This window comes from Pseudomonas sp. FP603 (assembly GCF_030687415.1).
GTDB lineage: Bacteria > Pseudomonadota > Gammaproteobacteria > Pseudomonadales > Pseudomonadaceae > Aquipseudomonas > Aquipseudomonas wuhanensis.
Genome location: NZ_CP117431.1, coordinates 2,158,264 through 2,184,435, shown reverse-complemented (window position 1 = coordinate 2,184,435; position 26,172 = coordinate 2,158,264). Strand labels below are relative to the sequence as shown.

Sequence of the window (26,172 nt, the reverse complement as noted above, 5' to 3'; positions counted from 1 at the left end):
TTCCAATGCGCTCTCTTACCCTCCATCTGAAACTGCTGATCGCCATCCTGGTGGTGCTGGGCATTTCAGTTACGGCCTATCAGATTTTCGTGCTCGGAATTCCGGTGACCGAAGACGCTACCGACGACTTGTGGAACATCGACGCCAAGGTCGAGTTCGTCGCCAATGCCAAAGACCCGATCAAGATCCAGATGTTCGTGCCGCCGCTGAGCCGCGACTACGTGAGCCTCAACGAGAGTTTCATTTCCAATAATTACGGCGTGGCGGTGAACCGTGCCGACGGTAACCGCAAGGTCACCTGGTCGGCGCGCCGCGCCAAGGGCAACCAGACCCTTTATTACCGACTGGTGCTGACCAAGCGCTACAGCGGCGAAAAATCCAAGGTCAAAGGCCCGACCTTCCGCGACAGCATCGCCGTCGAAGGCCCTGAAAAAATCGCCGCCGAAGCCTTGCTCGCGCCGATCCGCCAACACTCGGCCGACGTCGAAACCTTCATCGGCGAGGCCATCAAGCGCGTCAACAACCTCAACGACGACAACGTGAAACTGCTGCTGGCCGGCGATCCGTCCACCGTGAACAAAGCCAAAATCGTCGAGCTGGTACTGTCCATCGCCCACGTGCCGGTGGAAAAGGTCCACACCATTCGTCTGGTGGCCGATCAACCACAAATGCCTGAACTCTGGTTGCGCAGCTTCAACGGCACCGACTGGCTGTACTTCAACCCGGAAACCGGCGAACAGGGCCTGCCCACCGACCGCTTGCTGTGGTGGACCGGCGATGAAAACCTGATCACCGTCGATGGTGGCAAGAAAGCCAACGTCACCTTCAGCCTGAACAACAGCGAAATGAACGCCATTCGCCTGGCCAAGCTGACCGACGAAAACTCCGACGCCAACTTCCTCGACTACTCGTTGTATGGCCTGCCGCTGCAAACCCAGCAAACCTTCATGATCATGGTGATGATCCCGATCGGCGTGCTGGTGATCCTGATCCTGCGCAACCTGATCGGCATTCAGACACTCGGCACCTTTACCCCGGTGCTGATCGCCCTCGCCTTCCGGGAAACCCAGCTCGGCTTCGGTATTGTGCTGTTTACAATCATTACGACACTGGGGCTGTCGCTGCGCTCCTACCTTGAACATTTGAAGCTGCAAATGCTGCCGAGGCTGTCGGTGGTGCTGACCTTCGTGGTGGTGCTGATCGCGGCTATCAGCCTGTTCAGCCACAAACTCGGCCTGGAACGCGGGTTGTCAGTGGCGCTGTTCCCGATGGTGATTCTGACCATGACCATCGAACGCCTGTCGATCACCTGGGAAGAGCGCGGCGGCGGCCATGCCATGAAAGTGGCGATCGGCACACTGTTCGCCGCCTCTTTGGCGCATCTGATCATGAGCGTGCCAGAACTGGTGTACTTCGTGTTCACCTTCCCGGCGATCCTGCTGATTCTGGTGGGCTTCATGCTGGCCATGGGTCGCTATCGCGGTTACCGCCTGACCGAACTGGTGCGTTTCAAGGCTTTCCTCAAGAAGGCTGACGCCTGATGTTTGGTCTCTGGAAGACCTGGAAAGCCCTGGAGGCCCGGGGCATCATGGGGATCAATCGGCGCAACGCAGACTACGTGCTCAAGTACAACAAGCGCAGCCTGTACCCGATCGTCGATGATAAGATCATCACCAAGGAGCGCGCCATCGCCGCCGGCATTCACGTGCCGGAGCTGTACGGCGTAATCTCCACCGAGAAGGAAATCGACAACCTCGGCGAGATCATCGGCGGACGCACCGATTTCGTGGTCAAACCGGCTCAGGGCGCCGGCGGTGACGGCATTCTGGTGATCGCCGACCGCTTCGAGGGCCGGTATCGCACGGTGTCGGGCAAGATCATCAGTCACGAGGAAATCGAGCATCAGATTTCCAGCATCCTGACCGGCCTGTACTCGCTCGGCGGTCACCGCGATCGGGCGTTGATCGAATACCGCGTGACCCCGGACCAGATCTTCAAAAGCATCAGCTATGAAGGCGTGCCGGACATTCGCATCATCGTGCTGATGGGCTATCCGGTGATGGCCATGTTGCGCCTGCCGACCCGCCAGTCCGGCGGCAAGGCCAACCTGCACCAGGGCGCCATCGGCGTCGGTGTCGATCTGGCCACTGGCCTGACATTGCGCGGCACCTGGCTGAACAACATCATTAACAAACACCCGGACACCACCAACGCAGTGGACGGCGTGCAACTGCCCTACTGGGACGGTTTCATGAAGCTGGCTGCCGGCTGCTATGAGCTGTGCGGGCTGGGTTACATCGGTGTCGACATGGTGCTCGACCAGGAGAAAGGGCCGCTGATTCTTGAGCTTAACGCCCGGCCCGGGTTGAACATTCAGATCGCCAACGATTGCGGCTTGACGTTACGTACCCACGCGGTCGAAGCGCGGCTGGAAGAATTACAGGCCCGCGGGATAATCGAAACAGCGCAGGAACGCGTGGAGTTCGTTCAGGAAATGTTTGGGCATATTCCTGCGGTTGAGGGTTGATCCGAGACCGAGTCGCTGCCATCGCGAGCAGGCTCGCTCCCACAGGGTTGAGCGTGGTCCTTGTGGGAGCGAGCCTGCTCGCGATGGCTGACTGACAGTCACTGAAGCTCTCAACCTGCCAATCCCCGACATCCCCTCTAGGAGCAAATCCTGCAGAGGACTACAATCGCTCCCCCGCCTCGATGGCTGATCTGCCCCGCCCATGTTGACCTGTTCCGTACACTCGCTGCCCTATCGCGCCAACCCCGCCGAATACTTCGCGGCGATTCGTCATGCCCCCGGTGCCGTGCTGCTCGACAGCGGCCGGCCGAGCGCCGAGCGTGGGCGTTATGACCTGCTCAGCGCCTGGCCGCTGGAGCAACTGGATGTATTACCGGATGAAAGCGGCAACCATTTCCTGCAACGCCTTCGCGACAACCTGACGCGACTCGGCGAAGCCACTGTTCCTTTCAACCTGCCTTTCGCCGGTGGCCTGATCGGTTATCTGAGCTACGACTTCGGCCGGCACCTGGAAAACCTGCCGAGCCAGGCGCGGGATGATCTGCAATTGCCCGACGCACGTTTCGGGCTGTACGACTGGGCACTGATCAGCGATCACCACCTCGCCACCAGCCAACTGGTGTTCCACCCGGCGCTGATCGACAGCGAACGACAGCGGCTGATCGAACTGTTCACTCAGCCTGCACCTCAGAAGATCGAGCCTTTCAAACTGGACGGCCCGATGAATGCCGACCTGAGCGCCGATGACTATCGACAAGCCTTCGAACGCATTCAGCAGTACATCCAGGCCGGCGACTGCTATCAGGTCAACTTCGCCCAGCGCTTTCGTGCGCAATGCCAGGGCGATCCATGGGCCGCGTACTGCGCGCTGCGGGCGGCGTGTCCGACGCCGTTTTCCGGTTTCCAGAGCCTGCCCGACGGCGACGCCGTGCTTAGCCTGTCGCCGGAGCGCTTCGTCAAAGTCAGCGAGCGCCACGTCGAAACCCGCCCGATCAAGGGCACTCGCCCTCGCGGCCTGACTGCCGCTGAAGATGCGGCGAACGCCGCCGAACTGCTGGCCAGCCCCAAGGACCGCGCGGAAAACCTGATGATCGTCGATTTGCTGCGCAATGACCTCGGCCGTACCTGCCGCATCGGCTCAGTGCGGGTGCCGGAGTTGTTCAGTCTGGAAAGCTATCCGAACGTGCATCACCTGGTGAGCAGCGTTACCGGCGAGTTGGCGGATGACAAGGATGCGCTGGATTTGATCGCCGGCAGCTTCCCCGGCGGCTCGATTACCGGCGCGCCGAAGATTCGCGCGATGCAGATCATCGATGAGCTGGAACCTACCCGTCGTGGGTTGTACTGCGGTTCATTGCTGTATCTTGACGTGCGTGGGGAGATGGACAGCTCCATCGCCATTCGCAGCTTGCTGGTCAAGGATGGGCAGGTGTGTTGCTGGGGTGGCGGCGGGATCGTCGCGGATTCGGACTGGCAGGCGGAATATCAGGAATCGATAACCAAGGTGAAGGTGTTGCTCGATACTTTGCGGGACCTCTAAAAGCATCGCGGGCAAGCCCGCTCCCACAGGTTATGTGTCGAGCCACAATTATGCGATCAACACAAATCCTGTGGGAGCGGGCTTGCCCGCGAAGGGGCCATCCCTGACGACTACAAACTCAACGCCCGATTCGAAGCCTTGATGAACTCTTGCTTCAACTCCGCAAAGCTGTGCACCGCCGGGAACTGTGGAAATTCGCGAATCACATTGTCCGGCGCATGGAACAGAATCCCGGCATCGGCCTCGCCCAGCATCGTCGTGTCGTTATAGGAATCCCCCGCCGCGATCACCCGGTAGTAGAGGCTCTTGAACGCCAACACCGACTGACGCTTGGGATCTTTCTGACGCAACTGATAGCCCGTGACCCGACCGGCATCGTCGGTAATCAGACGATGGCAAAGCAAGGTCGGGAAGCCCAGTTGACGCATCAGCGGCTGGGAGAATTCGTAAAAGGTGTCCGACAGAATCACCACCTGAAAGCGCTCACGCAGCCAGTCGACGAATTCGCTGGCGCCGTCCAGAGGCTTGAGCGTGGCGATCACTTCCTGGATGTCGGAAAGCTTCAGGCCGTGCTCGTCGAGAATCCGCAACCGCTGCTTCATCAACACGTCGTAGTCGGGAATGTCCCGAGTGGTGGCCCTGAGGGAGTCGATCCCGGTTTTTTCGGCAAAGGCGATCCAGATTTCCGGGACCAGCACACCTTCAAGATCCAGACAGGCAATTTCCACAAGACACTCCCATTTTGTACTGTTTATTGAGTCGAGCGAGCAAAAGGACTGCCGAACTCTAGCGACTCGCCCTCCTCTGTGCAACGCAGAGGGCGCACCAGCCACCGCAGGATTTTGTTACCATCAGGCACATATAGAGCGCCCAGCGCCACCGACCTGTAGGAAGCCGCCCTGATGAGCCCATCGTTCAATGTCGTGGAACTCGCCACGACCTATGCCAACAAATCCGCCCAGGACATCCTGAAACTCGCGTTCGCCGAGTTCGGCGATGACCTGTGGATATCTTTCAGCGGCGCCGAGGATGTGGTGCTGGTGGACATGGCCTGGAAGCTGAACAAGAACGTCAAAGTGTTCAGCCTCGACACCGGTCGCTTGCACCCCGAGACCTATCGCTTCATCGAACAGGTGCGCGAACACTACAAGATCGACATCGAAGTGGTGTCGCCGGACTACACCAAGCTCGAACCTTTCGTGAAGGAAAAGGGCCTGTTCAGTTTCTACAAGGACGGCCATGGCGAGTGCTGCGGCATCCGCAAGATCGAGCCATTGCGTCGCAAGCTCTCGGGGGTGACTGCGTGGGCCACCGGCCAGCGTCGGGACCAGAGCCCGGGCACCCGCAGCGCGGTCGCGGTGCTGGAAATCGATACCGCGTTCTCCACCCCGGAACGCACTCTGTACAAATTCAACCCGCTGGCGCAAATGACCAGCGAAGAGATCTGGGGCTACATCCGCATGCTGGAGCTGCCGTACAACAGCCTGCATGAACGCGGCTTCATCAGCATCGGCTGCGAGCCTTGCACCCGTCCGGTGCTGCCGAACCAGCATGAGCGCGAAGGTCGTTGGTGGTGGGAAGAAGCCACGCAGAAAGAATGCGGGCTGCATGCCGGAAACATCATCAGCAAATCCAAGGCTTAATTCCCCCGCCCTCTGCAATCCCCTGTGGGAACGGGCTTGCTTGCGAAAGCGGACTGCCAGTCAACATCAGTGTTGAATGTGACTGCCTCTTCGCGAGCAAGCCCGCTCCCATACTGCCCCTGGGTCAACCCGAATAATTGTGTACACAAAAATGTCACTATAAGTGCCATATCTGTGTGCACTTTTTATCTGTGCGCCCCAAAAAGTTACATCATTCTTTCGTGACGTCCTCAGTCGATCATTCCCACACAACCCCGCCGAAATAAATACCTGTTCAAACGGTCAATTTATATTTCCAATTTTTCAATTACTTAGTTTCAATCAATAACAAAACGAAATTAGCCAAGTAATTCATAGATCACTGACTGGCACAGATCTGGCTTAAGTGAACATATGTTTTGTATACAATAAATACTAAAACATACACACACTTTAGATCCGCAAGCCTGAAGCGCCCTATCCCGTACAGGCTGCAGATGCCCCGTAACCAATGATGCTCTCCCGGCCGCGACGAAGATTTGTCGAGTTCACGCTCATGCACAGTCATCGCGGCAACGAGCTTCTGGAGCCTGCCGGAATGCGTACTAGCCTCCCCAATAACAACATCGCGCTGGATCTGCCCTCCTCACTTTCCCCATCCGTCATTCACGATCAAACATTTCAACCACCCGTGGTACTCAGCCCCCGTCTGCACAACAAGGACCTGGCGCCGACCAAGGCTGAAGGTCGACGTTGGGGTCGTTACAGCATCTTTGCCCTGTGGACCAACGACGTGCATAACATTGCCAATTACTCCTTCGCCATTGGCCTGTATGCACTAGGCCTGGGCGGCTGGCAGATTCTGCTGTCCCTGGGAATCGGCGCGGCGCTGGTGTATGGCTTCATGAATCTTTCCGGTTACATGGGCCAGAAAACCGGCGTGCCGTTTCCGGTGATCAGCCGGATCAGTTTCGGCATCCATGGGGCACAAATTCCTGCATTGATTCGCGCCGTTATCGCCATCGCCTGGTTCGGGATTCAGACGTACCTGGCGTCAGTGGTCTTTCGTGTACTACTGACGGCGGTGCACCCCGGTTTCGCCGATTACGACCACAACTCGATCCTCGGACTGTCGAGTCTGGGCTGGGTGTGTTTCGTGGCGATCTGGTTCGTGCAGTTGGCGATCCTGGCCTATGGCATGGAAATGGTGCGGCGCTACGAAGCGTTTGCCGGCCCGGTGATTTTGCTGACCGTCGCCTCCCTCGCCGGGTGGATGTACTTCCAGGCCAACGCAACTATCGCCTGGTCGATTCGCGAGCCGCTGAGCGGTGGCGAGATGTGGCGCAACATCTTTGCGGGCGGCGCATTGTGGCTGTCGATCTACGGCACGCTGATCCTGAATTTCTGTGACTTCGCCCGTTCTTCGCCCTGCCGCAAGACCATTCGGGTGGGTAACTTCTGGGGCCTGCCCGTCAACATTCTGGTATTCGCCGGGATCACGGTCCTACTCTGCGGTGCGCAATTTCAGATCAATGGCCGGATTATCGAAAGCCCAACGGAAATCATCGCATCGATTCCCAACACCTTCTTTCTGGTACTCGGCTGCCTGGCGTTCCTGATTGTCACCGTGGCGGTGAACATCATGGCCAACTTCGTGGCCCCGGCTTTCGTACTGAGTAACCTGGCGCCCAAGTACCTGACCTTCCGTCGCGCCGGGCTGATCAGTGCGACCATCGCGGTGCTGATCCTGCCGTGGAACCTCTACAACAGTCCGCTGGTGATCGTCTATTTCCTGTCGGGCCTCGGCGCCCTGCTCGGCCCGTTGTACGGGGTGATCATGGTCGACTACTGGCAGGTACGAAAAGGCCGGATCAACGTGCCGCAGTTGTACAGCGAAGATCCCAATGGCGATTATTACTACAGCCATGGGGTCAATTTGCGTGCCGTGGCGGCGTTCATTCCGGCAGCCTTGATCGCCATTGTCCTGGCCCTGGTGCCAGGTTTCGACAGCGTCTCGCCGTTCTCCTGGCTGATTGGCGCCGGGATTGCAGGGATGCTCTACCTGATCATCGCCAAACGGCAGCCTTACTACGCAGATGTCAGCGGTGAAACCATCGCGGTCGATAACGTCAGCCATTGATCCCCGGGCGGCCCGGCAACGTCGGGCCGCAGAACCACCTCGCTATAAAAGGACCTCCTATGCGAATTCTCGTGGTCAACGTCAACACCACCGAATCCATTACCCAGGCCATCGCCCGTCAGGCCCAATCCGTAGCCTCGCCCGGCACGGAAATCATCGGCCTGACACCGCACTTCGGTGCCGACTCCATTGAAGGCAATTTCGAAAGTTATCTGGCCGCCATTGCGGTGATGGATCGGGTCATGTCCTACGACCAGCCTTTCGATGCGGTGATCCAGGCCGGTTATGGCGAGCACGGTCGCGAAGGTTTGCAGGAGTTGCTCAACGTGCCGGTAGTGGACATCACCGATGCCGGCGCCAGCACCGCGATGTTCCTCGGGCATGCGTACTCGGTGGTCACCACCCTGGACCGCACCGTGCCGCTGATCGAGGATCGCCTCAAACTGTCCGGGCTCTGGGACCGTTGTGCGTCGGTACGGGCCAGCGGGCTGGCGGTGCTGGAGTTGGAGTCCGACCCAGAACGTGCACTGGAGGCGATTGTTCGGCAAGCGGAACTGGCGGTGCTTGAGGATAAGGCCGAGGTGATCTGCCTGGGCTGCGGCGGCATGGCCGGGCTGGATGAGCAGATTCGTCAGCGCACCGGCGTGCCGGTGGTGGATGGGGTGACGGCGGCGGTGACCATTGCCGAATCGCTGGTGCGGCTGGGGTTGTCGACGTCGAAAGTGCGGACGTATGCGATGCCTCGGCCGAAGAGCATTATTGGTTGGCCGGGGCGGTTTGGCAGGTAGACCGCGTTATCGTTCTTCGCGGGCAAGCCTCGCTCCCACAGGTTTTGTGTCGTTTATATCATTATGATAAGACTCAAAACCCTGTGGGAGCGTGGCTTGCCCGCGATAGCCACACCTCGGTCTTAAGCCAGGTTCAAAGAGCACTGAACCTCTGCCCCAACCCCTGCTCCGCAAACTGCTCAATGATGAAATCGACAAACGCCCGGGTCTTGCCCGGCAGCAGTTTGTGCTCAGCGTAATAGATAGAGATGTTGCCGTCATCGACGTACCAGTCAGGCAACACACGCTGCAACGTTCCCGCATCCAGATAGCCCACGGCAAACGGCATGCTCACCAACGCAATGCCCAACCCCTGAACTGCCGTGGCGCAGGCGGCTTCCGAATCGCTCATGGTCATCCGCGCCTTGAGCGTCAGCGGGCTGTGTTGCCGGGTGCGACTGGTCAGCTGCCAGGAACGCACGCGCCCCGTCTGTGGCGACCGTATCAAGATGCCGTCGTGGTGCTTGAGGTCGTCGGGCTCGATGATCGCCTCGTGTTTCGCCAAGTACTCGGTTGAAGCCACCAATACCCGATGGGCAGCCGTCAGCTTGCGCGCCACCACGCCCTGAGGCAGTTCGAATCCGCCACCAATCGCCGCATCGAAACCCTGGCCGATCAGGTCGACCTGGCGGTTATCGAAATGCCAGTCAGGGTTGATAGCCGGAAAGCGCTGCAGAAACTCGCCCAGCAACGGCACGATGTACAAACGCCCGAACACTGTGCCCATGCTGACTTTCAATGTACCGGCGGGACGCCCTTCGGCGCTGGCCAGGTTGGCCACGGCATTCTGGATCGTGTGCAGGCTGGCGCTGACTTCGCCGAGAAATAGCTGGCCGGCCTCAGTCAGCGTCAGGCTGCGCGTGCTGCGCTGGAACAGCCGCACACCCAGTCGCGCCTCCAGCTTGGCAACGCTCTTGCCCACCGCCGCCGGCGTCAGGCTCAAGCGCCGCGCCGCTTCGGCAAAGCTGCCAACCTCGGCGCTACGCACGAAGCATTCGATACTACTGAAGGTTTCCATAAGCGCCACTATAAACTTTTGGTTTACACAGACTATAGCAATGACGGTCTACCCGCAGGGTAGTGCGAGGCCGATACTCGACTCCAACAACAAGGCAGCCCGCCTTGAATTTCTGGAGATCGACATGACCACTCAACACCTCAGCGGCAAAGTAGCTCTGATTCAAGGCGGTTCACGCGGCATCGGTGCTGCCATCGTCAAACGTCTGGCCGCCGAAGGCGCTGCCGTCGCCTTCACCTACGTCAGTTCTACCGCCAAAGCCGAAGAGCTGCAAAACAGCATCACCAGCGCTGGTGGCAAAGCCCTGGCCATCAAGGCCGACAGCGCCGATGCCGTCGCCATTCGCAATGCCGTTAATGCCACCGTCGAAGCCTTTGGGCGTTTGGACATCCTGGTCAACAACGCGGGCGTTCTGGCCGTCGCACCGCTGGAAGACTTCAAACTCGAAGACTTCGACCAGACCCTGGCCATCAACGTGCGCAGTGTGTTCATCGCCACTCAGGAAGCGGCCAAACATATGACCGAAGGCGGCCGCATCATTAACATCGGCAGCACCAATGCCGAGCGCATGCCCTTCGCCGGTGGTGGCCCGTATGCCATGAGCAAGTCGGCGCTGGTCGGCCTGACCAAAGGCCTGGCTCGCGACCTCGGCCCACGGGGTATCACCATCAACAACGTGCAGCCGGGCCCGGTCGACACTGACATGAACCCCGCCAGCGGCGACTTTGCTGAAAGCCTGATCCCGCTGATGGCCGTGGGTCGTTACGGCAAAGTGGAAGAAATCGCCAGCTTCGTCGCCTACCTTGTCGGCCCCGAAGCCGGCTACATCACCGGTGCCAGCCTGACCATCGACGGTGGTTTCGGCGCCTGATACAGGTCACTTGTGGGAGCGGGCTTGCTCGCGAAGGCGTCGTATCAGTCGACATTGATGTTGCCTGACACGCCCTCTTCGCGAGCAAGCCCGCTCCCACATTTATCGGCATTAAGCCCACTCAAGCGCCGGCAGGCCACATGCACTGGGTTTGAACGCCTTCAACGTACGAAGAATGCCATCGGCGTGTGCATACTTTTCGTCGGCCATCGCCGCATCCGGGATCGCTATCGCCGTCATTCCCGCCGCTTTCGCCGCGGTGACGCCGAACGGTGAATCCTCGAACACCAGGCAATCCTCAGGCGCGACACCCAGACGTCGCGCCGCCGTCAGGAAGATATCCGGCGCCGGTTTGGCCGCGCCCACTTCCGGGTCATCAGCGGTGACGATGAAGTCGAACAGCGCGAACCAGTCGCGGTGCAAGGTGGTTTTCTGGCCGAATGACTGACGTGAAGAACTGGTGCCCACCGCAATAGGAATGTTGTTGGCCTTCAAGTGCCGAACCAGTTCCTCTGCGCCAGGCATCGCCAGCGCCGTCGGAAAACGCTCGCGCATCAGCGGTTCGCGGATCACCAGAAACTCTTCGGCTGTAATCGGCAGGTCCAGCGCCTCGACCACATAGCGCGCCAGATCACCCGCGCCACGACCGATGATGTTCTGTTTGACGCTCCAGTCGAAAGTCCGGCCATAACGCCCGGCAATGATGGACGTGACCTCGGTGTAAATGCCCTCGGTGTCCAGCAACAAGCCGTCCATGTCGAAAATCACGGCCTTGATCGGGCCGAACTCATCCAAGGGTGCATTCATCGCATCTGATCCGTTTTCTCATGACATCCCGGGAGCGGCTAAGGCACGACCGGGTCCGTGATGGATTAAAGGGTTCAGCAGCATAGCGAGCGCGGTTGGCAGAGAGCAACGGGCAATGCCAGGCGGACATAAAAAACTGTGCCGAGACGCCCGTGATCATTTAGCGATTTTCCCTACACAAAACACCTCCTTTCCCGACTTCTTTCCTCGTTGATCCCCCGCAAAGTCTTGCGCTCCAGATTAATCAGCGCGAGGGACTGCGAATGTTCGAACCTGACAAGGTCCTGGCCTTGAACAATGCCATCGGCCTGCTGGTGGTCGCCGCCATGAACCCCGAGCAGCCTGACGTCGAAGCACTGCTCGGTGATTTTCGTCTCTGCCTCAACGACTACGAGGCCTGGGCGGAAAACTTCTGGACCGGTGGGGCGCTGAATGTCGAGCAGGTGTTCAAGGTCGGTAATGAAGTCCGGCTGAGCGCGCCGAAGGACTCCACCCTCCCTGTCAGTTCGACGCTCGCCATGTGCCCGGCCAGCGGTCCATTGACTCTGGTGCACCTGTTTGAGGCCGCGCGTTTCGTGCCGATCGGCAATACGCCGGTGATGCTCGAACCGGTTATCTCGCAGCGTAAGGGTGAACTGACGTTCGGTGAGCCCGTCCACAAAACCATCGGCCCCAGCGGCATTCTCGAAATCCCCGAATGCTGGCGCGGCCAGCGTTATCGCATCACCTTCTTTCCCAATGTTTCCACCGATCACGTCAAAGCGCTCTACGCCTCCTATCAAGGCGTGATCGGCGAGCTGGAAGGCTGGTTGCGCAATGAATGGACGAGCGAATTCCAGCCCTTGTGGGCAGGGTTTTCCGAGGCAGGGTTCACCCAGCGTTACGGCATGCTGCAACAGGCCGACTGGCGCGGTTTCGAGCGTTCGCTGCACGGTTTGTGGGATGACGTGAAGCAGGTCTACGCCCTGCTGGCAGACCTGCAAACCAACAGCGAAAAACTCCTTGAGTACCTGACCCAAGGCGAGCTTGGGACGTTACTGAATGCTTCGGCAGAAGCCATCGCCAATGTGTTGCTGATGTTGAGCGATGAGCCGTTGATGTTCATTCATCTCGCGGCCTTCACCAGTTGGCTGAGGATGCTGCCGCCGCAGTACATCGCCGAAGTCGTGGCGCAAATTCGTACAGAACTATTGATCAGTTTCCTGCTGGTGCGCCTCACCGGACCTACGGGCCTGAAGCTCGGCATGAGCGCCAAAGTATTGGACAAGATCAAGTCCCAGCAGGCTCGACAGTGGTTGACGGCGGCCAGTTTGCGGCTGGCAGAACTGACGGCCAAATCTGACCTGACAGCTCACGCTGGCGCGCTCAAGCCGCTCGTGGTCAGCGCGCGGAATGCACCACTGAAACCGGCACCGACGGTTCCGTTACAGATCCGTGCTGGCAACTCTCCAGTTGTACAGGTGAACAATCCGGTTGCCATTGCTCGCGACAAGTCCTTCGCCATGACCCGGCTGGGCCGTCACGAACCTCACGACGATGCATCGAGTCAGTCGAAAAACCCCAACGGTGACAGTGCCGATTGTGTGGCACTGACCTGCACCAACAACTGCCCGGTATCGATGGTCACCGGTGAAGAACTGCTGACCCTGACCGACGGCTCATTGGATGGGCTACTGCCATTTGCCTTCACCCGGTTGTACCGCACCAGCGCGGTGGAGATCGATTGCGGGCTGGGCTGGGGCTGGAGCCATTCGCTGGCGCAGCGGTTGGAACTGGACGATGAACAGGTCGTCTGGATCGACCATGAAAACCGTCGTACGACGTTTCCGCTGCCGAGTGTCGAGCGCCCGGTGATCCACAACAGCCTGTCGCGGGCGGCGATTTACCTCGGAGGCGAACCGGAGGAGTTGATTCTCGCGCTGGCTGGCGAGACGAACCGGTTCTACCACTTTCGAGAGGGCCGCTTGACGGCGATCAGCGACGCCTACAACAACCGCCTCCACATCACTCGCGACCGTCAGGATCGCATTCAACGCCTCGATAACGGTTCCGGTCGCTCGTTGCTGTTGTGCTACGAGCGCAGGCACCTTGTCGCCATCGAATACCAGTCGTTTCAGCCCGGCGATTCTTCGGGCGAAGCCTGGCATACAGAGCAAACGCTGGTTTTCTATCGCTACGATGCCCGCCAACGCTTGATCGAAGCGACCAACGCCGCTGGTGAAAGCGAGCGTTACGACTACGACGACCGACACGTGATTCTGCAGCGGCAACTGGCCGGTGGCGCGAGTTTCTTCTGGGAGTGGGAAAGGTCCGGCAAGGCGGCGCGCTGCGTCCGGCATTGGGCGTCGTTTTCGCAGATGGATGCGCGCTACGTCTGGGATGACCAAGGCAGTGTCACCGTCCAGAACATCGATGGCAGCGAAGAGGTTTACGTCCACGACGACCGGGCGAGGCTGGTGCGCAAGGTTGAGCTGAACGGTGGAGAACACCTCAAGGACTATGACGACAACGGCCGGTTGCTGGCCGAGCAGGATCCCCTCGGGGCCGTCACTGAATACCGTTATGACGAAGTTGGACGGTTGGTGGCGCTGATTCCACCCGAAGACGAGCCAACATCCTACGAATACCGCAACGGTTTCCTGCATGCGTGCTATCGCGGCAAATCGGTGTGGAAATATCAGCGCAATGCTCAGGGTGACGTCATTGAAGCCACCGATCCGGATGGCCAGGTCACCCACTATCACTACGACGCCCAGGGGCGTTTGTTGTCGATCCGCTTCCCGGACAACAGTCGGCATGTCTTTATCCGGAACGGGCTGGGACAACTGCTCGAAGAGACCTTGCCGGACGGCGGTCAGCGACGCTTTTCCTACGATGCGCTAGGCCGGCAGACGACCCGTCAGGACGAACACGGTGCTCTCACCCAGTACCAATGGGATGCCGTCGGCCGACTGGTTCAGACAACGCTGCCTACCGGCGCCAGCCGCGGGTTCAGCTACAACGCCTACGGCAAGATCACCGCTGAACGCGATGAATTGGGCCGCATCACCCGCTACGAATACGCCGACGATCTGCACCTGGTCAGCCGCCGGATCAATCCCGATGGCACGCAACTGCGTTATCGCTACGACAACGCGCAGTTACGGCTGACGGAAATTGAAAATGAATCCGGTGAAAAGTATCGCCTGGACTACACGCCGAACGGCTTGATCCGACAGGAAACCGGCTTCGACGGCCGCCGCACCGCCTACGCCTACGACCTCAACGGCCATCTGCTGGAGAAAACCGAGTTCGGTGATGACGACTCGCAACTGATCACGGCTTATCAGCGGGACTCGGCTGGACGTCTGCTGGTCAAGACCCTGCCCGATGGCGTCAAGGTCAAGTACCGCTACGACCACCTCGGCCGACTGGTCAGTGTCGACGACGGCCACGACCATCCGCTGGAATTCGAATACGACGCCCAGGACAGGCTGATCACCGAGCACCAAAGTTGGGGCACCTTGCGTTACCGCTACGACGCGTGCGGCCGACTCAACCACCTGCGCCTGCCGGACAACAGCAAACTCGATTATCACCACGCCAAGGGCGGCGCATTGACGGCCATCGACCTCAACGGCGCGCGCCTCACCACCCACCAGCTTGCCTTCGGTCGCGAACAAAACCGCCAGCAGGGTCTGCTGCTCAGCGAATATGCCTACGACGACCAAGGCCGGCTGAAAGCCCATGCCGTCAGCCAACACCAACATCCGCTGTACCGTCGAGACTATGCCTACAGCGTCATCGGCAATCTCGACCACATCGCCGATACCCGCCACGGCCAGCGCAGCTACCAATACGACTCGCTCGACCGCCTGATCCGCGTCCGCCATTCCCGTGACCAATCGCCGGAAAGCTTCGCCCACGACCCGGCGGGCAACCTGTTGATGCAGGATCGCCCGGGCGTTGCGAAGTTGCTGGGTAATCGCCTGCTGATGCAGGGCGACCGGCATTACGACTACGACGCCTTCGGCAACCTGATCCGCGAGCGTCGCGGCACTGCGCAAAAACTCGTTACCGAATACCACTACGACTGCCAGCACCGGTTGATCGGCGTCACCCTGCCCAATGGCAGCCAAGCCACTTACCGCTACGACGCCTTCGGCCGCCGTATCAGCAAATCCGTCGACGGCAAAACCACCGAGTTCTTCTGGCAAGGCGACCACCTCGTCGCCGAACACAGCCAGGATCACCATCGAAGCTACATCTACGAACCTGGCACCTTCCGTCCACTGGCCATGCTCGACGGCAAAGGCCCGCGCCAAGCCTGCCCGTTCTACTACCAACTCGACCACCTCGGCACACCGCAAGAACTCACCGACTACAGCGGCGACATCATCTGGGCCGCCCGATACACCGCCTATGGCCGCCTCACCCGCCTCAACCGCAACACCCACCAGGTCCTCGATCAGCCGCTGCGCTTTCAAGGGCAGTATTTCGACGCGGAAACCGGCCTGCATTACAACCGACATCGCTACTACAACCCGGATGTCGGGCGGTACCTGACGCCGGACCCGAGCAAGTTGGCGGGTGGGTTAAACGGCTATCAGTACACGCGCAACCCGGTGGGTTGGGTTGATCCGTTGGGGTTGAGTGATTGTCCTGGAGGGGATGGGTGTAAGAAGCCGTCGTTTGGGGATGAGGAACCGGCGGGTAAGGTGGGGGTTGATGAGGGGGAGCCAACAACTCCTTCACCTAAAAGAGAAGAGGATTACTTATACCGCGGGGATGAACGAGAGCCTAATGATGTATTTCAAAACGGTTTTAAAAGCAAAGGAAAAAGCAATGATCTATTGCTCCACTCTATAGATAGTGAAAACCCACCCAGTAATTTCATCAGCACGTCGCCATCGCGAGATGTTGGCAAACTTTTCGCAACCGGCTATCACACAAAAGTAGGTTACCTCTATACTCTTCAAAAAATAGATGGATATGATTTGCAGAAAGAGCTTGGACCAGCCTACCTTTTCGGAGCGGAAAAAGAGATAGCGATAGCTAACCGTATAGAAAATGTCGACGTACTTGGCGCCACCCTAATCATTGATGATGGCAGAGAGCTCGGCTATTCCATACCTAATCCGTACAGGATAATAAAAAAATGATATTTAAGGTTGAAATAACCATCAGCATCGACGGCACAAAGGAAACCGCCAATTTCACATGCGATAACAAAAGCATAACTATAATCTTTACAATGAAAAGCGGACTTAATAAAACATATTCAGATAGTAACTTTTATAGATGCTTCGCTCGCATTCGAGAAGACAACCCCAACATACAATTTCTCTGCAAGGGATCAAAACTCAACGTACATCCCTCAAGCATGTCATCACAAATGTCTCTTGGTTTGAAAGCATATGAATTGACATTGGGCAAAACGTCGTCACTCAATGATGTAGTTTATATCTTTGATTATGAGGATAACAATTTAACAAACGATCCACATGAACAATTATCTTTCTATAGACGCTGGATTGAATCAGAAAAAATATGATTAGTTAAATGATCAAAAGCCCGGCTCATGTCCGGGCCAGATTCGTATTAAGAAAACTCTAACCACCGGTTTTATCTCCACTTCCTGCTCCACCACCGCTCTCATCAATCTCAAAATCACCTGACTCTCCAGACCCACTTCCAGAACCACTCCCCATCGAACTTCCATCGCTCATCGAGCCACTCCCCTTTCCCGGACTGGTGCTACTTCCACTGGCATCGCCGCCACTCCCACCACCAATAGTGTCCGGTGGCAGCACCTTCCCGCCCGAGGTACCCGCATTCATTTCCGAATAAGGTGGCATCCCGCCCTTATCGACCGGCGCATCGCGGCCAGAAGATTGAGCAAACGCCGCTGATGAACTGATCGACAATAAGCCGACCACCGTCAGGGTTGTCAATTTTGACCTGATCATGGCGCACCTCCTTTTAAAGAGTGCTTTATCTGATGTCTGGCAGCGGTCGCTTTTTAAAGGTGCCGCACAATCGACGAGCGGCGATGGATCGCTGCGCAGGCTTCAGCTCGGTTCTCCCGATAGATCGTCACCGGCAATGTCCGGGTCTTCGGGGACGGCTTCCACATCACCGCGCTTCACATCATCGGTATCGGTGGGCACCTGCTCCACGCCGGTGTCGTCATCGTCGGGCGGGCGTTGATCGCGACTCAGGGAGTCGGTGGGTGAAGGCAGCGGATATTCGGGAGTATCGTCGTCGATATCGGAGTCTTTTGGATTAGCGTTCATAACGCACCTCTCAATGGACCTGAAAAGCAGATCCTGACATTTCGAGGACAGCACGATAGACGCGGTTCGATCAGAGGGACAATCGGTCGGCCCGACCATACCCCCTATCACTCGTCGTCTTCCTCGTCGTATTCGTCGTACTCGACATTGCCCACATCGCCTGCGTCATCGGCATCGTTGAGCGGCACCGTGGCGTCGTCCATCAGAGACCCCGGGTCTTCGTTGCCAGGATCGTTGATCGGACCTTCATCTTCCATGTTTTCGGTTTCCGGAGTCATGACATGCCTCAAAACGTTCAGGGGTATATGAAGTTCGAGGCGTCCTACGAGCAAACGTTCCAGAGTCCTGGTGACAGAAACGAAAAACCCCGGCGCTGGGCCGGGTTTCTACTGTCACTTGATATCGAGTTAACGATGCTTGTACTTATTTTTATGCTTGTGTTTGTGTTTGCCACCGCCGGAATGCGAGCTGCCGCTGTCATTACCCAGGTTGCTACCCACCGCACCACCAGCTGCTCCGCCCAAGCCAGCGCCAATAGTCGAACCCGTGGAGCCACCCAAGCTATTGCCGATCACCGAGCCACCCGCCGCGCCGATACCTCCGCCAATAGCCGCTTCTGTTCGACTGCCCTTGCGCGCACCGACCGCGCTGCCTGCCGCACCGCCGACGCCAGCGCCCACTGCCGCTCCCGTGCTGCCGCCTAATTGACCGCCGACCACGTTACCCCAGCGCGCCGCCAAGACCACCGCCCACTGCAGCAGTGCCGTCACCGGCAGCCATTGCACCCTGAGCGACCAAAAGTCCCAAAACCACCGTGGACAATGTCAAACGCATGATATGAACCTCTAATTTCCGCATCGGGGGAAGATCGTGCCGCGGATAGGCCTCAGTCTGGCATCTGCGTCTGTTTAACAGCAAATCAGATACCGACTGTAAGAGATTTGAGCCATATACGGGGAAAACGTTCCAAAACGAAAAAGCCCGGCATCGAGCCGGGCATTTTCAGCGGATCATTAGGATCAGTGGCCCTTTTTGGACAGATTGCTGCCCACGCCGCCGCCCAATGCACCACCCAGGCCGGCGCCGATGGTGGAACCTGTCTTGCCGCCCAGGCTATTGCCGATCACCGAACCACCCGCCGCGCCCACACCGCCGCCGATGGCCGCTTTGGTGCGACTGCCTTTGCGTGCTGCAACAGCACTGCCGGCTGCGCCCGCTACGCCAGCACCAATCGCTGCACCTGTGCTGCCGCCCATTTTCTGGCCGACCACATTACCCAGCGCGCCACCCAGACCACCACCGAGCGCGGCAGTGCCATCACCGGCAGCCATCGCACCTTGAGCAACCAAAAGGCCCAGAACCAAAGCAGGCAGTGTCAAACGCATAACGAGAACCTCAAAAAAGGGGGAAACCGAAAGGCCGGAGATTGAATGCTTTAGAGGAGGCAAAGTCCAGACACAAACACGGAACAACCTCGTCATTGGCGACGGTTGGACAGCATTTATGGAAAAGGTTTTATGACAGGCAAAAAAAAGCCCGCTGGGGAGACGGGCCAGGGTACTGCTTTCTAACGGATGAGCTGAGACTACGTAGGCAGGTGTGAAAAGTTTGTGAAAAAAAACCTGGTGCTCGTAAAGTTTGTAGGACGTTTTCCCGCATTGCCGCCAAGCCACGCTTTCTACCCTTCAAAAGCAAGAAACCCCGCTCAATGGCGGGGCTCGACGAATCACTGTTTACTTCCTGGAAGGCGCACCCAGCTTGGGCATGAATTTCGACTTCGGCCCTCGAGTTCGAGGCACTGTAGATTTGATTTTGTTGATCTTGATACGGTCTTCACCGAAGCTCGGCACATAGTCCGTCTGACCACACTGCACGCAATTATTGATTGGAAACTCCGCCCCGTCGTCTTCGATATACGGCTCAGTCATATCTTCGCTCCTCTCAACGGGTCGATACCGGCAAGCCCTATTTGCCTGGAAAATATCGACCACCCAGGATTTTGAGACTAGCCGGTCATTCCTGGACTTGTGATTCAGATTGTTACGTGCCCGACGAATGGCCAGCGCTTGCTTCCTACAAAACCAGATGGCGAATAAACAGAACGCGCACGCCCTCGGCACGGTGCCCTCAAGATTTTTTTGACGCCAACTTACCTCAGTTTGACCGCCGTTCCGGTCACAAACACCACTACCATTCCACCCTTGCCGGACGGCATGCTGATCTCATAATCGAGCCCTACCACTGCATCCGCCTGAAGCCCCCGCGCCCGCTCCCTGATCTCGTCGGTGGCCTGAATTCGCGCATCTTTCAATGCTCGCTCCAACGTTTGAGAGCGCCCGCCGAAAAAGTCCCGCATGCCCGCGAACAGATCGCGGATCACGTTTACGCCCTGTACCGACTCGGCGCTGACGATGTCCAGGTAAGCGGTGATTTGCCGACCTTCGATGGTGTGTGTTGTGGTGGTGATCATGAAATGTCCTTGTCAGAGCTGTCGTCGATAGGGTGAAACGACGGGGAAAACGGCGCGAGAATTGAGTATATAGAGCGGGAGCGTATTGTCTGGACGTCGCCCTGAATAGCGGTTCGGATTTGGCGACTCGACGACAAATATGCAGAAGCCTCCCGGTTGGGACTGGTGCCTGAAGTATTAGAACAGCTTGATCAACACCGCAGTAATGGTAGCTACCGTACCAATCAACCCACTAGCAATGGCCACTGGATACCAAAAAGTCTCACGGGTCATCTTGCCGGCCTCGGCGTTCAGCTTGCGCTGTTCAGCGATCAGTTTGACGATCTCCACATGAACCCTTTCCAGCTCTGCCTGTTTCATGGTCATTTCCTGCATAACGTGCGTACGTCCGTTCCGGATAATGGGGGCGTCATTTGCGCTGCCCTTTGATTCATTTTGCACCCTAGAGGCGCAAAACAAATACCCTTCCCGAGATGGCTCATATGAACTGCTGAAACCTATGGAAGCACCTACCTGCCTAGCTTTCCAGCATTACTTCCCACACGCCTAGCACTTGTCCTACATCATTTTCGGACGCGTCTTTGCTGATGCGCCTGAGCCAGCGGCAGCCAGATTGAAAAATCCAGACACCAAAAACCACAAAACCCCTGACTTCTCTCGAAATCAGGGGTTTTGTGTGTATCGAATGTGGCGGTGAAGGAGAGATTCGAAAGCACCCGATCGCGGTTTTCGACAAATCAGGCCCCGGTTTATAAGGGTTTCGCGGCGATAGTTAGCGCGCAAGTATTCCCATGGCGTTCCCATGGATCTGTATGTGCGACTGAAGACGCCCCGGCATATAAGGCTTGATGTGTTTTTTGGGTGAACCATCGGAAAGGAGTAATTTTGGTAAGGCAAGCCTGATGATTGGCTACAAGCCTTGGTTTTAAAGGCTTTGAGAGGAAAGCGAAAAGGTAAGATCCAAGTAATTTTAAGGTAATGTAATTACTCTTCTTAAAGGTAATCTTTAACCACGGCTACATCCTTATAAATCAATGACTTACGAGAAAATTACCTGACGCATTACTAAAAATAACCTAATTGAGTAATCCGTCAAAACCAGTGAATCCGTGGCTTTCAGCCGTGTCACCAGCCCCACATTACAAAATTACCTTTTTCCGACGCCTTTCCTGAAAAAGCCCACATTCCGCTCCCAGACCATTCGGCCACCGCCCCTACCCTCGCAGGGTTCCGCAGGATTCCACCCCCCCCAAATTGCGAACTAGGCGCCCAGCCTTAGTGATGTCCAGTGGACCGCAGGAGTGCAGAAAAAAAGATCCATTTAGCCCGCAGGCGAGGTGGGGGGACGACGGCGCGCGCCGGGGCAGAATCAGCCCCGCCCCTCTCGCGCATTACGTTAGGGCACGTGTCCACACCAGGTAGGCTTACCGTCGAACGGCTGAATCCGCCCTGCCAGCAACATGGATCAAACTCAGGGACAGTCGCAGTGTCATGGCAGGCTATAGATGTACTCTGGGGCGATATTTGATAAGCCGCAGCGATACGACCAAACTGGCAAGGTAAGAACGAAAGCTCGCGAATGGATCCGTATTCGCTACAAATGATAAGGACCAGCCTGTGGACGCGAGATGCAGGCGCGGCAGGCAGCGAAGATGAGACAAGATTATTAACGTGGTGATGCGCTGAGAAAGGAGTTTCGCGTTTTGGAAGATATTGAAAAAAACTATAGGGCAACACCCACTAACAGTCGGAAGTACCCTAAGCGTCTTACAGATTACGTTACTGATCTAGTTAAGCGCGGCAGAATCCTTGAAGCCAAACACTTTTTCTTAGAGCTATGCAAAATAAGCCCCCATCATGACAAGACAATACGATTGGGCTACACGATTGCAATTGCCACCTTTGATAATGATTGGGTTTTGAAGTACGACCAACTTCTAACTGACTCGGCATCGGATATTAACGAGGTGCTATGGTTCCAGTTACGCTATTACCAATCACAAAACAATATCCCTGCTTGCGAGACTGTAAGCTGCGAGCTTCTTGAAAAACGCTTGAACAACGACCATTTTTCAGCAGTTCTTGAAACATGTATCGAGCGACAAAGCTATGTAGTAGCAGAATCTTTAGCGAGATATCTAGTTAAGAACCGCTTAGCGTTATCACCTCCCGTGAGCAACTGGTTCAAGCAAATAGTTATTACAAGATTGATACACACTCTCCAGAGGTACAAATGACTAGCTTCTTGGTTGTCAAAATTCTGGACGATAGAAGTATCACGCTTCCGTCCACCATGAACTATGGGAGTGTCGAGCTTCGATCTTACTCGGCTGATACCAAACTCGAAACTGATGCATTTGAAACATCTGCGTCTGAAGGTGGGCTGGATTTTAACAAGCACAAAATATGTGCGAGGATTGCTACGATAGTGGACTGCGAGACGAATAGTGAAGCTGTCCATATCGCCGACAACAAATTTCTTGAAGTTCTCGACTTCAAGTCGACTGAGTTTGCGGTATCCGCTATAAAGACATCGCGAATCGGCCTAGTAAAGGATTTGGCTTCGGGCGAAATAACACCTATTAAAAGATCCGGCTTTCAGCAATCCCTTTCTTTTGTTGTGCGGCACGGCGCCATACAATGTTTTGATATCACTAATTTTTTACTGTCGCTTAAAAATGAGCTAAGCAACCGTTACAGGCGCTCTCTTCACTGGACAAGAAATAGCAAAAATGAGACAAACCCGCAGCTGAAGATCATATTTTTATGGTTCGCCTTGGAGGCATTACTGAAGGCGGACGAAACCGATAACTGCGTCGAGAGCTATATTCGCCTTTTTTTGGGCTTCCCCAATGGTCAACAGTTAGGACTTATATCTCCCACAGTAAAAATCAATCTAGAAAATCACGACAGATATAAATACTGGCAAAAAAAACTTATTGAGGTAGTTAAAGAAATTCGCGACTTCCGGAACGATTCCGTGCACTCAGGCTTTCGAAGCGTAGATTTTACAAAAGAAAAACTTGAGCTATTTAGCTCGGTAATGACTTATGCTGTTAGCAGGTGTCAAGCTGGGGTAATGCAAGGACTTCTTAGCAACATAGATTCATTGTCCGACTTCAAAGAATATGCAGTCCCATTATTTGAAACCAATGCAAACTTAATAAACGACATCCATAATAATATTATTTACTCTCTAGATCACCCCATGAGTTATTAGTGACATCGAGCTGGTGTTGACGTGCCAGCTCGTCGCCTCGCTTATTGCGCAGGGGGGGTTATGCCTCCCCGCCGATTTCGTAGGGCTTAAACCGAATTACCTCACCCCCTACCCAATCATTCAGCTGCAACATTCGCGTCTGAATCGGCTCCAACTCATTGGCCGCATAGATCTGGGCTGCCTCCCTGATCGACCCAAATCCTCCAGCGTTCTGCGGGACAATCCCCATCAACTGCGGCGGAATGCGTAGGCTCGCCAGCACGTCATCCCTGGTCTGATTCTTGATCGAGTTGAATTCATCCTTCGCCGCGACCTCACTGACGGGAATCAGTTGAATGCCGTCCTTCTTCCCAGTCGGCGAGTAGACGAATAGATTCCGAAAATTCCCCGGCCCCTTCGACTCCTTCAGCGCCTTGCGCAACGCATCGATGTCGGCCTCGGTCTGAGCCGCATCCGTCATGTACAGAATGAAACCAGCATGACTACCGTTCTCGTAATACTTGCGCCGAAACAACGTCGCCGACTCATTCAACAACGCCGACTGCAACGCACTGATCCACTCGGGCAGCCCGTAAATCTCTTGATGCAGATCGGCCTCACGCAAGTGAAAAATACTGTCCGGCTCAAAGACGTGTTCATCCTTCCACCCGCGCACCTGGTAAAACTGCCCGTCCGGCCCGGCGCGCATGTACTTGGCCAGCGGCGGCACCAGCTGCCGAGTGTTACCCAGCACCGACCGCCGCGCTTCCAGGTACCCATTCCCCAAACACAAAAAGTCCAGGGCAAACTGCTCGAATGAAGCCCGCGACAACAGCGGATGCGGAATAAACGTCTTGCTCAATAGGTTGCGCTTGAACATCAACCCCGAATGCAGATGCACGCTCGCCCCCACCGACCGGGCCAGGCCATCCAGAGACAACGGCGGCTCATACCAGCGCCCGTTGAACCAGCACTCCAGGTAATCAAACACCTCCCGGCCACCCAGTACCGGCGTCGGCTCACCGAAGGAAAACACCTGAGTCCCAGCGCCGGTGGCGGGTGTGGTCGCAGGCAGCAGCGTCTGGTTGGCGAGTTGTTCGGTCATCAGTAAATCTCCATGCGTCCGGTGTTGGCAGCGGTCTGCCCCTCAAGCGGTTCGTTGTGCAATGCGTGAAAGAGCGCCCAGGCCAGGTCGGCATGGCCGGTGTTGTCGTTGCGCCCAGCGGTGTAGGTGTATTGGCGTCCACCGGCGGTGACCGTCTTGCGTATCGCCATCAACGACTGGGCCATGTCCGTCCAGCCGGCATCGAATTCGAGCCGGCCCTTGTGGATTACGTCATAGGCTTTGAGTACCAGGCGGGTTTTGACTTCGGGCGAGTAGCTGAAGGTGGTCACCGCCGGGAAGAATTGGCGCACCAGCTGGGCCACGCCACTGCCCAAACCGGTGACATCAATGCCGATATAAGTCACCCAGTAGCGGTCGCAGACGCTCTTGATGAACGCAGCCTGCGCGGCGAAGTCCATGCCCCGGAACTGGTGGCGCTCAAGAATCCGGAACTTGCCGCCTGGCACCAGGGGCGGCGCGACCACCACCAGGCCGGAACAGTCGCCCGTCTCGGCCGGGTCGTAACCAATCCAGACCTGACGGTCGCCGAACGGGCGCATGGCGAACGGCTTGTAGTCCTCAGCCCATTCGACCCAGCTGTCCACCATGCAGGACTGCAACAGAGTCAGCGGGAAGATGCTCGCGCCGTCGTCGACGAACTCGCACATCAGCAGGTTGGCGAACGCCTCGGGGCTGTACTCGCGGCGCAGTTCCTCGATGTCGAACAGGTCGCACCCGCCCCGCTCCGCGTCGAGGATCGTGACGATCTGCCGCCACAACCGATCCTCACAGAACCGGCCCTGCTGGAGCGCTCCGTGGGACACGTCCACCTTCGTATGCTGTGCGGCGGGCTTGCCCTTGTTGAAGCGCTCGCCGGTCCAGAAGGTGTACGCCTCATGGGCCATGCTCGACGGCGTCGAGAAGTAGGTCTTGCGCCACTTCTTGTGCATCGCCATACCCGAGGCGACCTTGTTCAGCTCCTCGAACTTGAACGTCCAGAAGAATTCGTCGAAGTAGAAATTGCCGTGGTAACCCTGGGCAGTGCGGGCGTTGGTGCCGAGGAAAAACAACTCGGCGCCGTTGGGCAGCACGATGGGGTCACCGGTCAGCTCGACACCGATCACCTCGCGGCAAAACGCCTGAATGTAGCCCCGAAACAGGTAGGCCTGGTTCTTCGAAGCCGACAGGAAAATCTGGTTACGTCCGGTGTCCAGGGCGTCGATGAACGCCTCGCGGGCGAAGTAGTAAGTGGCGCCGATCTGCCGGCTCTTGAGGATGACGCGGGTGCGCTGGTTGCCGGCCCGGTACCAGTCTTTCTGGTAGTCGAAACAGCCATCGATGAACGCCTCGCGCAGCAGCTCGATCTGGTCTTCATCAATTTCGTTTTTGACGGCCTTTTTCTTCGGCTCGGCGTTACGTTTCGCCAAGTTCGGGTTGAGGTCAGTTTCGGTACCGCCCCCCTGAAAGCGCTGTATTCGGGCCTGCCGCTCCAATTGCCGGTGCAGCAGGTCAATTTCCTTGAAGTCGCCGCTGGTCTTGCCATCCTTGAGGATCAGCTGCACCAATCGCGCTTCCAACGCCCCGCCGATGCGCTCGACGTTGTCCGCCCGATCCCACTCGTCACGGGCCTTCCAGCTGTGTAGCGTTTTTTCCTTTTCGCCCGTAGCCTCGGCAATCTCGCAGATACGCCACCCCATCCAGTACAGGAACTTGGATTGGCGGCGGGGATCGATGGGCAGCAGTGCGGTCGTAGTCATGGCCGCGATGCTGC

General features: G+C 57.0%; 23 protein-coding genes and 1 pseudogene. 11 read left to right on the top strand and 13 right to left on the bottom strand.

Annotated elements, in window-relative coordinates:
• Positions 1-5: 5 nt before the first annotated feature.
• The 3 genes from PSH65_RS10185 (at position 6) to pabB (ending at position 4,067) form a co-directional block, all read left to right on the top strand.
• Positions 6-1,541, top strand: a complete 1,536-nt coding sequence (locus PSH65_RS10185) for an inactive transglutaminase family protein (RefSeq protein ID WP_305426107.1) — start codon at positions 6-8, stop codon at positions 1,539-1,541.
• Positions 1,541-2,527 carry an alpha-L-glutamate ligase-like protein gene (locus tag PSH65_RS10180; RefSeq protein ID WP_123360058.1) on the top strand — a complete coding sequence of 329 codons (987 nt, stop codon included), beginning with the start codon at positions 1,541-1,543 and terminating at the stop codon, positions 2,525-2,527. The genes PSH65_RS10185 and PSH65_RS10180 overlap by 1 nt, the downstream gene beginning before the upstream one ends.
• Positions 2,528-2,729: 202 nt before the next feature.
• A complete protein-coding gene (pabB, locus tag PSH65_RS10175) occupies positions 2,730-4,067 on the top strand; it encodes an aminodeoxychorismate synthase component I (protein WP_305426106.1) in 1,338 nt (445 codons plus the stop codon).
• A gap of 110 nt (positions 4,068-4,177) precedes the next feature.
• Here the strand turns inward: pabB and thrH are convergent, their stop codons facing one another.
• A complete protein-coding gene (gene thrH / locus PSH65_RS10170; protein WP_305426105.1) occupies positions 4,178-4,795 on the bottom strand; it encodes a bifunctional phosphoserine phosphatase/homoserine phosphotransferase ThrH in 618 nt (205 codons plus the stop codon).
• Positions 4,796-4,969: 174 nt separating this feature from the next.
• On the opposite strand from thrH, the gene PSH65_RS10165 reads away from it, so the two are divergent.
• From PSH65_RS10165 to PSH65_RS10155, 3 genes are all read left to right on the top strand, one after another.
• Positions 4,970-5,710, top strand: coding sequence for a phosphoadenylyl-sulfate reductase (locus PSH65_RS10165; RefSeq protein WP_305426104.1), 741 nt, complete (start codon positions 4,970-4,972; stop codon positions 5,708-5,710).
• A gap of 577 nt (positions 5,711-6,287) precedes the next feature.
• Entirely contained in the window at positions 6,288-7,829 is a 1,542-nt protein-coding gene (locus PSH65_RS10160) for an NCS1 family nucleobase:cation symporter-1 (RefSeq protein ID WP_305426103.1), read from the top strand.
• 59 nt (positions 7,830-7,888) lie between these two features.
• On the top strand, positions 7,889-8,617 hold the full coding sequence (locus PSH65_RS10155) for an aspartate/glutamate racemase family protein (RefSeq protein ID WP_305426102.1): 729 nt from the start codon (positions 7,889-7,891) through the stop codon (positions 8,615-8,617).
• 133 nt (positions 8,618-8,750) lie between these two features.
• Here PSH65_RS10155 and PSH65_RS10150 read toward each other — a convergent pair whose 3' ends face one another.
• A complete protein-coding gene (locus tag PSH65_RS10150; protein ID WP_305426101.1) occupies positions 8,751-9,674 on the bottom strand; it encodes a LysR family transcriptional regulator in 924 nt (307 codons plus the stop codon).
• A 124-nt stretch (positions 9,675-9,798) separates the two neighbouring features.
• Here PSH65_RS10150 and PSH65_RS10145 point away from each other — a divergent pair, with 124 nt between their 5' ends.
• Positions 9,799-10,545 (top strand): 3-oxoacyl-ACP reductase family protein, encoded by a 747-nt coding sequence (locus PSH65_RS10145; protein WP_305426100.1) that lies wholly within the window; start codon positions 9,799-9,801, stop codon positions 10,543-10,545.
• A 111-nt stretch (positions 10,546-10,656) separates the two neighbouring features.
• Here the strand turns inward: PSH65_RS10145 and PSH65_RS10140 are convergent, their stop codons facing one another.
• Positions 10,657-11,352: an HAD-IA family hydrolase gene (locus tag PSH65_RS10140; protein ID WP_007902125.1), complete on the bottom strand. Its 696-nt coding sequence runs from the start codon at positions 11,350-11,352 to the stop codon at positions 10,657-10,659.
• A gap of 263 nt (positions 11,353-11,615) precedes the next feature.
• Between PSH65_RS10140 and PSH65_RS10135 the strand changes: the two genes are divergently transcribed.
• Together PSH65_RS10135 and PSH65_RS10130 are read left to right on the top strand one after the other, a co-directional pair.
• A complete protein-coding gene (locus PSH65_RS10135; protein WP_305426099.1) occupies positions 11,616-16,493 on the top strand; it encodes an RHS repeat-associated core domain-containing protein in 4,878 nt (1,625 codons plus the stop codon).
• The gene (locus tag PSH65_RS10130; protein ID WP_305426098.1) at positions 16,490-16,885 is read left to right on the top strand and encodes a hypothetical protein; all 396 of its coding nucleotides are present in this window, start codon (positions 16,490-16,492) and stop codon (positions 16,883-16,885) included. The genes PSH65_RS10135 and PSH65_RS10130 overlap by 4 nt, the downstream gene beginning before the upstream one ends.
• 58 nt (positions 16,886-16,943) lie before the next feature.
• Here the strand turns inward: PSH65_RS10130 and PSH65_RS10125 are convergent, their stop codons facing one another.
• From PSH65_RS10125 to PSH65_RS10090, 8 genes and pseudogenes are all read right to left on the bottom strand, one after another.
• Entirely contained in the window at positions 16,944-17,300 is a 357-nt protein-coding gene (locus PSH65_RS10125; protein WP_305426097.1) for a hypothetical protein, read from the bottom strand.
• Positions 17,301-17,402: 102 nt separating this feature from the next.
• Positions 17,403-17,627: a hypothetical protein gene (locus tag PSH65_RS10120; protein WP_305426096.1), complete on the bottom strand. Its 225-nt coding sequence runs from the start codon at positions 17,625-17,627 to the stop codon at positions 17,403-17,405.
• 107 nt (positions 17,628-17,734) lie between these two features.
• Positions 17,735-17,905: a hypothetical protein gene (locus PSH65_RS10115; RefSeq protein ID WP_305426095.1), complete on the bottom strand. Its 171-nt coding sequence runs from the start codon at positions 17,903-17,905 to the stop codon at positions 17,735-17,737.
• Between the two features lie 129 nt (positions 17,906-18,034).
• A pseudogene (locus PSH65_RS10110) lies at positions 18,035-18,461 on the bottom strand (glycine zipper domain-containing protein).
• 185 nt (positions 18,462-18,646) lie between these two features.
• Entirely contained in the window at positions 18,647-19,012 is a 366-nt protein-coding gene (locus PSH65_RS10105; protein ID WP_007902140.1) for a hypothetical protein, read from the bottom strand.
• A 348-nt stretch (positions 19,013-19,360) separates the two neighbouring features.
• Entirely contained in the window at positions 19,361-19,555 is a 195-nt protein-coding gene (locus PSH65_RS10100; protein ID WP_008072999.1) for a hypothetical protein, read from the bottom strand.
• A 221-nt stretch (positions 19,556-19,776) separates the two neighbouring features.
• Entirely contained in the window at positions 19,777-20,097 is a 321-nt protein-coding gene (locus PSH65_RS10095; protein WP_305426094.1) for a YbjQ family protein, read from the bottom strand.
• A 177-nt stretch (positions 20,098-20,274) separates the two neighbouring features.
• A complete protein-coding gene (locus tag PSH65_RS10090) occupies positions 20,275-20,457 on the bottom strand; it encodes a hypothetical protein (RefSeq protein WP_305426093.1) in 183 nt (60 codons plus the stop codon).
• A gap of 1,343 nt (positions 20,458-21,800) precedes the next feature.
• On the opposite strand from PSH65_RS10090, the gene PSH65_RS10085 reads away from it, so the two are divergent.
• A complete protein-coding gene (locus tag PSH65_RS10085; protein WP_305426092.1) occupies positions 21,801-22,334 on the top strand; it encodes a hypothetical protein in 534 nt (177 codons plus the stop codon).
• Complete coding sequence (locus PSH65_RS10080; RefSeq protein ID WP_305426091.1) at positions 22,331-23,317, top strand: HEPN domain-containing protein; 987 nt, start codon at positions 22,331-22,333, stop codon at positions 23,315-23,317. The genes PSH65_RS10085 and PSH65_RS10080 overlap by 4 nt, the downstream gene beginning before the upstream one ends.
• Before the next feature lie 58 nt (positions 23,318-23,375).
• Here PSH65_RS10080 and PSH65_RS10075 read toward each other — a convergent pair whose 3' ends face one another.
• The gene (locus tag PSH65_RS10075) at positions 23,376-24,401 is read right to left on the bottom strand and encodes a phage portal protein (protein WP_305426089.1); all 1,026 of its coding nucleotides are present in this window, start codon (positions 24,399-24,401) and stop codon (positions 23,376-23,378) included.
• Positions 24,401-26,158: a terminase ATPase subunit family protein gene (locus PSH65_RS10070; protein ID WP_305426087.1), complete on the bottom strand. Its 1,758-nt coding sequence runs from the start codon at positions 26,156-26,158 to the stop codon at positions 24,401-24,403. Before PSH65_RS10070 ends, PSH65_RS10075 begins: the two co-directional genes overlap by 1 nt.
• Between the last annotated feature and the right edge of the window lie 14 nt (positions 26,159-26,172).